Annotated in this window: 6 protein-coding genes; 4 read left to right on the forward strand and 2 right to left on the reverse strand. The window is 44.4% G+C overall.

Annotated elements, in window-relative coordinates; all coding sequences use genetic code 11:
• Window positions 1-32: 32 nt before the first annotated feature.
• The 3 genes from M0R36_05090 (at window position 33) to M0R36_05100 (ending at window position 8,389) form a co-directional block, all read left to right on the forward strand.
• A complete protein-coding gene (locus tag M0R36_05090) occupies window positions 33-3,308 on the forward strand; it encodes a cellobiose phosphorylase (GenBank protein MCK9555171.1) in 3,276 nt (1,091 codons plus the stop codon).
• Window positions 3,309-3,397: 89 nt separating this feature from the next.
• Window positions 3,398-6,163 (forward strand): beta-galactosidase, encoded by a 2,766-nt coding sequence (locus M0R36_05095; GenBank protein ID MCK9555172.1) that lies wholly within the window; start codon window positions 3,398-3,400, stop codon window positions 6,161-6,163.
• A gap of 87 nt (window positions 6,164-6,250) precedes the next feature.
• A complete protein-coding gene (locus tag M0R36_05100) occupies window positions 6,251-8,389 on the forward strand; it encodes a hypothetical protein (protein MCK9555173.1) in 2,139 nt (712 codons plus the stop codon).
• A 4-nt stretch (window positions 8,390-8,393) separates the two neighbouring features.
• On the opposite strand, the gene M0R36_05105 is transcribed toward M0R36_05100, so the two are convergent.
• Window positions 8,394-9,683, reverse strand: coding sequence for a mechanosensitive ion channel family protein (locus M0R36_05105; GenBank protein MCK9555174.1), 1,290 nt, complete (start codon window positions 9,681-9,683; stop codon window positions 8,394-8,396).
• A gap of 21 nt (window positions 9,684-9,704) precedes the next feature.
• Complete coding sequence (locus M0R36_05110) at window positions 9,705-10,121, reverse strand: hypothetical protein (GenBank protein MCK9555175.1); 417 nt, start codon at window positions 10,119-10,121, stop codon at window positions 9,705-9,707.
• A 114-nt stretch (window positions 10,122-10,235) separates the two neighbouring features.
• Between M0R36_05110 and M0R36_05115 the strand changes: the two genes are divergently transcribed.
• Window positions 10,236-12,092, forward strand: a complete 1,857-nt coding sequence (locus M0R36_05115; protein MCK9555176.1) for an amino acid permease — start codon at window positions 10,236-10,238, stop codon at window positions 12,090-12,092.

Here is a 12,092-nt window from a genome sequence, read left to right on the forward strand (position 1 = left end):
TAGCATTCATTTGAATCACCGGAGAAGGGGATATGAAGAAATCTTCCAATTATGAAGTAAACGGCGCGGAATTTGTTATCAATGATTATAACAACACAAAACCGTTTTCGAGTTTCTTTCCGAGCATAGCGGGTGTTTGGGGTCGCCCGATGTGGGTTTTCTATGTGAACCGCGGCCAGGCGATAGCATGTATGGGGACAACCGACAAAAATGGAGCCATAACCGAATTTGTTGCCGCGAATAAGGCTTACAGGCTGACCCCTTCTCATGGTTTCAGGACATTTATCAAATCCGGAGGCAGTGTCCATGAGCCTTTCAGGCAAAAGTCAGGGAAAAGGAAGCCTGTCCAGAGAATGCATATAACTTCCGATAAATTGAAGTTATTTGAAGCGGACAGCGCGTCCGGTTTCGAAACAACCGTGGAATATTTTGCGATTCCAAACGAAGAAATACCTGCTTTCGCAAGGATCCTTAAGATAAAAAACATATCATCCGGCGCGAGGAATATACAATGTATTGACGGCATGCCCGTTGTTGAACCGTATGGCACGGGCGATTACCTTTTGAAAAATATGAGCAGGCTTGCCGAAGGATGGTTCAGCGGAGTTGAGTTTTCGAAGAAATACGGTGTGCCGGCGTATAAACTCATGGTTGTCCCCGAAGATAATCCCGAAATAGAGGAAATCCGCGCCGCGAATTTTTACGGCGGTTTTGTGCTCGGCGCTTCCGGAAAAATCAGCGTTCCTCCGTTTATAACGGATCCGGAAGATGTTTTTGGCGAGTTTAAGGATTTTATCGAGCCGGAAAAGTTCATAAGCTCCGATGCCTTTAAGTTTTCTCACAGGGCCGAGGCGAGAAACAAGACCCCTTCCGGCTTTGGGTATTTCACATGCGCATTAAAGCCCGGCGCCGAAGTTCTGTATTATTCGGTTATAGGGAAAGTTAATGAACTGAAAGATATAGACACATTTTTCAGCGGGATTTCCGGCAGAAAATATTTTGATAAAAAGCAAAAAGAAAGCGCGGATCTGATTGCATCAATAACCGATAAGATATTGACGAAATCTTCTTCCCCTGAATTTGATAATTACTGCCGCCAGACATTCCTGGACAATTTACTGAGGGGAGGATTCCCGATTACCCTGGGCGCCGGCCCGGAAAAAACGAATTATTATATTTATTCGAGAATACACGGCGATATGGAGAGAGAATATAATAATTTTGTAATTATGCCCGAATATTTTTCTCAGGGGACGGGAAACTACAGGGATGTGAACCAGAACAGGCGTAATGATGTCTTCTTTAACCCGCGCATAAAGGATGATGTCCTTTCCTGTTTTGTCAATTTACTGCAGTCCGACGGCTTTAACCCCCTCAAGATAGAAGGTTCCAAATTCCGTATTTATAACCGGAAGGATTTTCTGGCGTTATTTAACAAAAGTGACAGGGCCGCAGTGGCGGAATTTATTTCAGAGCCGTTTAGCCTCGGCGGTTTTTTTAATATGCTTGAGCGTAATAAGATCCGGTCCGGGCCGGGGAAAAAGGAAAAAATACTGGATAAAATTATTTCCTGCGGCAGAAAAATTGACTGCGCTTCGCCCGCCGTTGGTTACTGGTCTGATCACTGGCATTATAATATCGACCTTATAGAGGCTTTTCTGGCGGTGTACCCCGAAAAGAAGGAAGAACTGCTTTTCGGAAAAAAAGATTTTGTTTATTACGATAATTACCTGGTCGTGCGCCCGCGCGCGGAGAAATATGTTCTTTTCAATTCAAAACCGAGGCAGCTTAATGCCGTGGCCGAGAACAAGCAGAAAAAAGATATGATAGAAAGAAGAAAGGAAAACAAGACTGAAATGCGGAAGCGATTTGGCCGCGGCGGCGTATATAAAACTATCCTCATTGAGAAGCTGTTATGCCTTGCGGCGAACAAATTCGCTTCCCTGGATTCCGCCGGCATAGGCATTGAGATGGAATCGGATAAACCGAACTGGTGTGATGCCCTCAACGGCCTGCCCGGGCTTTTCGGCTCATCCATCGCCGAAACGATAGAACTTAAAAGATTAATCGTGTTCATATTGGACGCATTTGAGAAAGCGCCGGATAAAGACATCCTTTTATCCGGGGAAGTGGACGTTTTTCTTTCCGCTCTTGAAAAGTCCGCGTCAAAACACAGCGCGAACTCTTTCAGGTTCTGGGATGAAAGACATAACGCCCTGGAGAATTACAGGAAAGCCACATTGACGGGGTTTTCCGGGAAGCGGCGCAGGAAGCCGGTAAGGGAACTTGAAAAAACGCTGGAAAATTTTCTTGCGGTAGTGGATAAAGGCATAAATAAAGCCATAGATCCAAAAACAGGGGTAATAAAAACAAACTTCGAAAGCATAGTTGAAAAATATGAAATTTTAAAAGAGAAAGGCAAGCCGAAAAAGAATTCCGGCGGGCTGACCTGTATCAGGCCGTTGAAATTCAGGCACAGGGCGCTGCCTGATTTTCTTGAAGGTCCGGTCCATTACCTGAGAGTGTGCAATGACGCGGGAAAAGCGGAAAGATTTCACAGCGCGGTTGTAAAAAGCGGCATTTATGACAAGAAGCTTGATATGTTAAAGGTCAATGCGCCCCTTGCCGGAGAGGGAATAGACATAGGGAGAATAAATATTTTCACAAGAGGGTGGCTTGAAAATGAGTCAATATGGCTTCATATGGAATATAAATACCTGCTGGAACTTTTGCGCTCGGGGTTGACAGGAGAGTTCTACAGGATATCGAAAAAAGCCCTGGTCCCTTTTATGGACGCAGGGGTTTACGGCAGAAGCATATTCGAGAACTCCTCTTTCATAGCAAGCAGCGCGCATCCCGACAGGAGAATACACGGACAGGGGTTTGTTTCCAGGCTTTCCGGTTCAACCGCGGAGTTCTTATCAATCTGGATTTTCATAACTTCGGGTATTAAGCCGTTCGGCGTGTCGGGGGGTAAGCTCAGCCTTAAGTTTGAACCTGCAATATCTTCGGATATGTTTACAAAGGGAGCAAGCAAGGTGGAAATATGCCTGCCGGACGGTTCAACCGAGTGGATTGATATCCCCGCAAACTGCTTTGCATTCAAGTTTCTCGGGAATACTCTTGTCGTATACCATAATCCCGGGAGAAAAAATACATTCGGCGCGAAAAAGGCCGGAGTAAAATCGTACCTTCTCGAATATTATGACGGCAGAAAAAAAGAGCTGTTATCCGGAGAAGTGAAAGGGCCCTTCGCGTCTGACATAAGAAGCGGCAAAGTCAAAAAAATAGACGCGACTCTTGTGTAAAATTCTTGCATGTAAACATCCTTGGCGGTATTGACAAAGAGCTTTGGATATGGGAAAATGTTAACGTTAACAATTTATAGGAAAAAAAGATGAAAAATACAGTAAAATACGATAAACACAGTCTTATCATTAACGGGGAGAGGAAGATACTCATAGGAGGAGAAGTCCATTATTTCCGTATGCCGAGAGGATTATGGGAAGACAGGATAAAAAAGGTGAAACAGGCGGGATGTAATCTTATAGCCACCTATATACCCTGGAATTTTCATGAGGAGAAAGAGGGTGTTTTAAACTGGGAAGGGGACCGTGACCTGCCGTATTTTCTTAAACTCTGCGAAAAGTATGGACTTTATGTGATATTAAAACCCGGGCCTTATATTTGCGCAGAATGGGATTTCGGCGGTTTTCCCCATTGGCTTTTAGCGAAAAATATCCGTTTGAGGGTTGCGGACAGGGAATACCTTGCGCTGGTAAAAAAATGGTATGAAGAGGTCGCAGAAGTCGCCAAGCCGCATCTTTTTACCCGGGGCGGCAATGTGGTGCTGGTACAGATAGAGAATGAATACGACCATTTGCTGGAAGAGATGCCGGAAATAACCGGGTCAAAGGAAACAGCGAGGAAATATCTTCTCAAACTGCTTGATATCGTAAGGGGAACAGGCATAGACGTTCCCGCTTTCACCAACGAGGGAAGCTGTATTCTGGGCACGGAAATCATAAATACGCACACATATTACCCGAATATCCCGTGGATATGGATGTGGGAGTTCAATGATTTCGACAGGAAAATGGATGAAAGCCTGAGGCTGCAGCCGGATAAACCGGTTATGATGATGGAACTTGAAGCCGGCTGGTTTGCCCAGTTCGGTAAACCTTTATATGAAGTTGAATACGAAGCGGTTGAGGCTATTACCAAAACCCTGCTGGCTTACGGTAATTCCGTCATAAATTATTATATGTTTGCCGGCGGGACGACTTTTCCTTTTTGGATAAGCAAGGGGGATTACGGCGGAATAGGGACCTGTACCACATTTGATTTCGGCGCTTCTCCCATACGCGAATGGGGGGAACTTCACAGGAAATATCATTTGATCAGGAATTGGGCGTATTTCCTTGAATCATTTCCCGATGTCATAACAACAGGGAGTATCGACAGGGATGGGGCCCGCTTTATTTCAGGCTCCGGGAATATTGCCGTTTTACACGAAAAATCATCCGAACAAAGGGAAGATTTTAAGTTTTCATATGAAAATGTAAGGACTATTTTAAGGAGAGGAACAGACCGTTCGGTGTTATTGATCAGGAATCTGGAAGACGTTCCCAGGGGATTTGCGGTTGAGTTTTATTCCGGGCAGCTCAGGAAAAAAGTTAAAGTGCCCGCCGCCGGGGCCGGCCTGAATATGAATCCCAAAAGCTCGCTTCTCCTGCCTGTGGATTTTAAAATCAATAACGACCTGTGTATTATATATTCTACATCCGAGATTTTATCAAAAAGAACAGTCGGGAATACCGAGTATGTATTTATGAGAGGGAAAAAAGGGATCGAAGGGGAAATGCTGGTAAAGGCCGCCGGCGGTATAACCGGTATAAGCGGCGGGATTTCCCCGGAACACGATGCCGGACTGGATACAATACGATATTCGCACAGCAAGGTTAATGTGTTTAAAGCCGGCGGTGTCACTTTTATAATCATTCCGGAAGATATGGCCGATAAATTCTGGGTTTCCGATGAAATGGTTATAATAACGGATAATTATTATCTTGAAGATATCGTCAGGAAGGACGATTCGGTTGAAATCTCGTTTCAGGTAAATAATCCAGGCGAGCATTACGCTTACCTTTGGTGTGATTTTGACGTGCGCAATCTTCTGGTTGACGGCAGGGAAGTCACCTTGAAAAAAGATCCGGTGTTGGGGGCGTATGTTTTCCGCTGTGAGTATAATGATATCCTGACACCGGAAATAAAGTGGATAAGCAACTGGAAATACTGTCCTGACAGCGCTGAAGCGGGAGAAGATTTTGATGACTCCGGCTGGGACAATATCGATTCAAAAACCGCCCTTGAAAAAGGGGGTTATCTGGAGCACGGCTATTACTGGTACAGAAACAATTTTACGGTGGATGGCGACCCGTCCGGGGTAAAACTTTCCGTTAAGACAAATGAAATGGACAGGTTTCTGGTGTATATCAACGGGTCATTCAGATGGGTAGGGATAGGGTCACCCGCGCTTGATATAAGCAAGTATGCGAAAAAAGGGAAAAACACCCTGGCAATACTTTATGCGAATGAATTCCATACAAAAGCCCATCCTCACGAAGGCCCGATACAGAAAGTCAGCGGCCTTTATTTCCCTGTTAAGGTTTACGGGAAGGCGGGCGGCAGGGACTTTGAACATGAATTCAAGGACTGGAAACTTAAGTTCGGGCTCGGCGGAAACGATAAAAAATATTTTTCTGCAGAAGCAGATGACAGCGCATGGATAGAAGCGCCGCCTTCGGAAAAATATGTTGTCCAGGAAGACGCCGGCAATTTAGTCTGGTTCAGAAGGCGTTTCTCCCTTAAAATCGATAAAGAACATACAGCCCCTGTATTCGTGGATGTGAAATACCTGAGCAGCAGATGTCTTATATATGTAAACGGGTTTCTGCTCGGCAAATACGAATCTGTCGGGCCACAGAATAAATTCTTTATTCCCGACAGCCTGCTTGAAGCGGAAAATGAAGTGGTTATCCTTCTCGAAGGCCCGGGTTTCCACCCTGTTAAACAATCGGGCTTCCTCCCGGCGGAATTCGAAGATTTAAAGCTCGGCTTCTATTATACTTCGAAGAAGTCAAAAACCATATTGAGCAAATAAGGGGGCTCATTTACCGAAAACCGCAAAGCTTTCCGGAAAAACGCGATTTTTATTTATATATATTATTTATTCTAATATAATTTTTTTATGAAAAAATTATGCCTGTATTTTATCCTGCCCGTCCTGCTGTCGGTTGTCTTGCTCTGGGTTGCGGCAAACTGGTATTTCATTCCCCGTAAACTGGTGCCGTTTTTTGAAAAAAAACTGCCGTCCCTTCTTCCTGAAGGGATAGAAGTCGATTACAGCAAAATAATATTCAGCCCGTTCACGGGGTTTATGATCTGCGACTTCAGGATTATTGCCGACGGGTCCGAGATAATATCCGCGGGCGAACTTGATGTCGACCTTGCCATCCTTCCCCTTTTGAGAAAGAAAATCGTTGTATCGGAGATCAGCGAATCCGATGTCCAGATAAATATCAGGAGGGATGAAAACGGGAAGTGGAATATAAGCAAAGCGCTTGATTCGGATTTTCTTGAAGAATCCTCGTTTTTCGGCGAATGGGAATTCCGGGTCGGCAAACTTCACATCAGCACCTGCAGGATTAATTTTGTTGACGTGTACCGGGCCGAAAATTCACTGGAAAAGAGGCTGGAAGGGATTACACTGAAAGCTTCTTCCCCCGACGAAAATGTTTACCGGTTTGAAATTAACAGCCCCGTTAAGAATGCCGGAAAAGAAGATATAAGCGTCAATATTGATTATGACCAGGATAAGAAATCTTTCTCGGGGAGCCTTAAGGGAAAAACAAAAGCGCTTGAATCCTACTGGGATTATTATATCGATGAGTTTTTCCACCCCTGGAAGATGAACACGGAAGAAACAGGCATTGAAATCAATTTTTTCAGCTGCAAGCAGTATTTTTCCCTGCAGGGAAATTATAATTTCGGGAAAATCGCGCTTCAATACGGGGATGTGTCATACAAGGGCGATATCCTTATCGAACAGGATTTTAAACACGGCAAATCGGATAAAATAAAATCTTATAACAGGGTTGATTTGGTTTTGAAAAACGCCGGATTGAGCGCGGGGGAAACGGAGATTTTCCAAAAGGCCTATTGCAGGGTTATGTCCCAGGATGACATCGCAATGGTTGAGGATTTTAGCGGAGATGTTTTCGGAGAGCCGGCATCCTTTAACGGGCAGGTTCACCTGAGCAAGCCGAGAAAGGTCAAGCTGCAGGGTAAAGCTTTTAGCATGAACAATGTCTTTGACATGGAAATGTCGGATGACGATAAGGCTAAACTGGAATGGAAAGGAAATCTTCAGGGTTCATTCTTCAGCCTGTCCGCCAGGAGCAATGATCTTAAGAATATGGATTTTACCGCGGATGCCGCGGGCATGCTGCAGGTTGAGGAGTTTCTTGATAACGGGCGCTTTTCAGGTAAGGCTGAATTTAGATTGGCAGCGGCGGGCGAACTTGACAAACTGGAATCCCTGAACGGCAAAGGGGATATAACGTTTAAAAAACTCGATTTAAATAAGATAAAAGTGGATTCGGCGAAAGCCGGTATTCTGATAAAGGACGGTGTCGGAGAAATAAAAATCGGCTCCGCCGGATTTTACTCGGGAAACATGAAGGTCATGGCCAGGGTTGACTTATGTGTAGAACCTGTCAGGTGGGGAACGGAAATCGATTTAAACAAGGTTGATATGGCGGAGCTTGACGAGAGTATCCGTGAGGCTCCGACAGGTTCTAAAGGCACTCTTTCGGGGAAGCTTGCCTGCGTGGGCTTCTATGGGAAGGAAGAATCCATAAAAGGAGGAGGGTATTTCGATATAAGAGATGACATACTGTGGGAGATGCCGATGTTTAAAGAGACCGAAGAAGGCATTAAGGATGTTGTCCAGAACATAGAAATACCTAAACTTGATGACGTTACGGGTAATTTTCATATTGAGGATTGCAAAATCAGCACACAAAACACTTACTGCAGGTCCAAAACAATGGAGATGTGGATTAACGGATGGATTGATTTTTCGGGGCACACTGATATGGTTGTCGGAGTGAGATTCGGGAAAGAAGGCATTATGAGGATAATCTCAATGCCGGTGAATATACTTGCGGAATGCATTCAGGTGCATATAAGGGGAAGTTATCCGGATTTCAAGCATACTGCGGAAATCAAGCCCATCGGGTGGCTGTTTTCAATATTCCCCCGGAAAGGCAAGAAAGCTGACACGAAGAAATATACGCTCGAAAAACTCTGGGAACAGGCTTCTTAAGCCTTCAATCCTTTTTATCCTGGTTCTGCACATATAAGGTCTGAGACGGGAATGCGAATTCTATCCCTTCTTTTTCGAAAGCTTCTTTGATTTTAAAATTTATATCTTCCATACATTGCAGATATTTTTCGTATTGCAGGTATTTACACCAGTGGATTGTCAGGATATCGAGCGAATAAGAGCCGTATTCTTTCCAGTATACCCAGTAATTATCAGTGCCATCGTGGTTTTTCATTATTTCTCTGATAAGTTTTAGCGCCCTTCGCATTTTTTCTACCGACATGCCGTAAGTCAGCCCGATGGTGGAAACCGTTTTTATTGTGGGGCGCCTCTGCATATTATTGATTGTGGCGTCTGCCATCTTGGAGTTCGGTATCGTTACAAGAGTGCCGTCAAGCGTCCTGATACGCGTGCTGCGCAGGCCTATCTTTTCTATAGGGCCGTCAACCCCGTCGACAACAACACGGTCTCCTATGGAAAAAGGCCTGTCCGCAAAAAGTGCAATCGCGCCGAAAAAATCCTTGAGCGTATTCTGCGCCGCCATAGCTATGGCAATACCGCCTATACCCAATCCCGTAATAAGAGATGTTATATTGATTCCGAAGTTGTTGAGTATGAAAAGAACAGTCACAATAACAGTTGAGATTTTTATTATCTTGCCCAGTACGGGGATAAGCATATCGTCAAGTTTGCTTCTTGTATGTTTTACCTGTTCGGCGAGGTATGCCGTGAGAATATCAACTGTCCGGAATATAAAATATATTATTATCGCTCCGGCCCCGACACCGGTTATGGCTCCGCTGTCTTCATAGCCAAGATAGTTTGCCGCGAAAAGGACAACGACCAGCACGAAAAATATCTTTGAGCTGAGTCCTATTATCGGAATAAGCATGTCATCCAGTTTTGTATGTGTCTTTTTCGCTTTCTTGAGAAGCAGCAGGATTGAGGCGTCAATGGTCATAAAGGCTATATAAATTGTCATCAGCCCGCCGGCGATAAGGACTATAGATTTATAAATGAGTTGCGTCTTTTCCGTGACTTCGAACAGTCTTGAGCTTAAAAGCACCGCCGTGATATAAACCAGCATGGTTATCGAACGGTTAAAGGCCAGGATAGTTTTTCTGACTGTAACCTTTTCGACTTTTTTCATCACACTGTTCAGGTATTTGGACATGATGAAAGAGAAAATCTTTGCTGCTATCCCTGCTCCTATGAGGATTCCAAGCAGGATGAAGTAATCTTTCAGAGGATTGCCCAGAAAGGTTTTTGAAAGTAAAGCGTTGACAGTTTCCATTTAGACCTCCAGCGTGGTATTCTATTTCCCGGATTTTTTCAGATATTTACGAAGTTCGTCCGCGGCAAAGCTTGAAAGCGTGCTATTGAGGGAGACAACATCAATTTTAGTCTTGTTAGGGTCTTCCGGGTAAAAGAAGAAACCGACTTCCGTCATTTCAAGGCAGTTGGGGAATGCCTTTCTGAAATCCAGAGCGACGATGTGTTTTCGGGTCTCTTCCTTTAAGAATATCCTTGCCTGCATTTCATTTTTTATAAACGTTTCGGTTTTAGAAAAACATTCCTTTGCCGGCATGTCGAAAGTGCTTGAAAAACGGACATCATGTGTTTCAAGGGCTTCGGTTGATATGCCGAGTATCTTCTTTGTCCCTTCCAATGGCGAGCAGCCCGGAAAAGTTATCAGTATAAGCGGAATCAAAACGGCTATAATAGTTTTCATTTTTGCCAATCCGGAAAATTTGCATATCATAGGATACGTTTATTTTATTGTTTTGAGTATTGAACTATTATACATTATGATTTTATATATGCAAGCATAAGAAAACAGGGCGTGATGAGCGTAAAACTGAAAAAAGAAATTTCTCTGCTGGATATTTTCTGCGTCGCGACAGGTGCGATGATAAGCTCCGGGCTGTTTATTCTTCCGGGTTTGGCTTTTGCAATAGCCGGTCCCGCTGTCATACTGTCATATATTATCGCCGGGCTTCTCTGCATTCCGACTCTTTTGAGTATGGCCGAGCTGGTCACGGCGATGCCGCGGGCAGGCGGCGATTATTTTTACATTATGAGGGGTTTCGGTCCTTTAATGGGAACGCTTGCCGGATACAGCTCATGGTTTTCTCTCAGCCTTAAAGGGGCTTTTGCTCTTATCGGGATGGGGGCATATCTCAGCATTATTACGAATCTTCCGATTGAGACAGTTGCCCTTGTGTGCTGCGTGCTGTTTGTAATATTGAACATTATGGGAATTAAAGAAGCGGGTAAGGCGCAGGTGATGTTTGTTATCGGGCTTCTGGCCATATTGTTCTATTACATTCTTGCCGGGTTAGGTTCAGTTGATATGTTGAAGATAACGCCTTTTTTCAGCAGGGGAATATCTCCTGTTTTCGCCGCCGCAAGTTTTGTCTTTATATCGTATGGAGGACTTACAAAGGTTGCGGCTTTAGCCGAAGAAGCCAGGAACCCCGGCAGAAACCTGCCCCTGGGAATGATATTGTCGCTTTCTTTCACCGCCGTCATATATACTCTTGTGATATTTGTGACCGTAGGTATTATGAACCCTGTTTCGCTTGAAGGAACATTGACGCCTATTTCTGACGGCGCCGCGGTTTTGGGAGGAAAACCTCTTCAGATACTGATAAGCATAGCGGCTTTCCTGGCATTTATTTCCACGGCGAACTCGGCTATTATGACTGCATCAAGGTATCCTCTAAGCATGAGCAGGGATAAACTTGTTTCCCCCGTGCTGCAGAAAGTCAGCAAAAAGTTCAACACGCCCTATATGGCAATAATAATTACCGGCCTGTTTATGGTCGCGGTAATAACAATCCTGAAAGTCGAACTGCTGGTAAAAGTAGCGTCCAGCATCTTAATACTTTTATATATTTTTGCGAATTTCACGGTTATTATGTTCCGTGAAAGCAAAATACAGAGTTACCGTCCGAAGTTCAGGTCGCCTTTCTATCCTTACCTTCAGGTGGCGGGTATCCTGGGATGCGGTTTTCTTTTGATAGAAATGGGTTCTTTCGTCGTATTCCTCACACTGATTTTTCTGTTTTTCGGCTTTATGTGGTACAGGCTGTACGGACAGAAAAGAACCAGCAGGGATTTTGCTCTCATTTATGCTCTTGAGAGGATTATTTCGAGGGATATTGACCTGGGCTCCGATAATCTTTTGACGGAATTAAAAGATGTCGTGATGCAGAGGGACGCTATTGTTGAGGACCGCTTCCACAAAATGATGGAAGCCAGCCCTGTAATGGATATAAAGGAAAAAACCCTGGGCTACCTGGATTTTTTCAAAAGCGTATCCGACGTCCTTTCTCCCTCTATCGGTCTTGGAAGCGGCGAATTATTCGACAAATTTATACAGAGGGAACAGGTTTGCTGCACCGTCATAAAAAAAGGCATGGCAATCCCCCACATAGTCGTAGCGGGCGAGAAGATTTTCAGCGCGGTTATCGCGAGATCTAAAAAAGGCATCATATTTCCAAATGATGAACTGGTGCATGCGCTTTTTATTTTTGTCGGTTCGAAGGATGAGAGGAATTTTCACCTGAGAAGCCTTGCGGCTATCGCCGAAATAACTCAAAATCCCGATTTTGACAAAAAATGGATGGAGGCCAGGGACGAGAAGGAATTAAAGAACCTTATACTGCTTGCCGACCGAAGAAGAGATGCTTCCCAGTAA

This window comes from bacterium (genome assembly GCA_023228325.1).
Lineage (GTDB): Bacteria > Auribacterota > UBA6266 > UBA6266 > UBA6266 > UBA6266.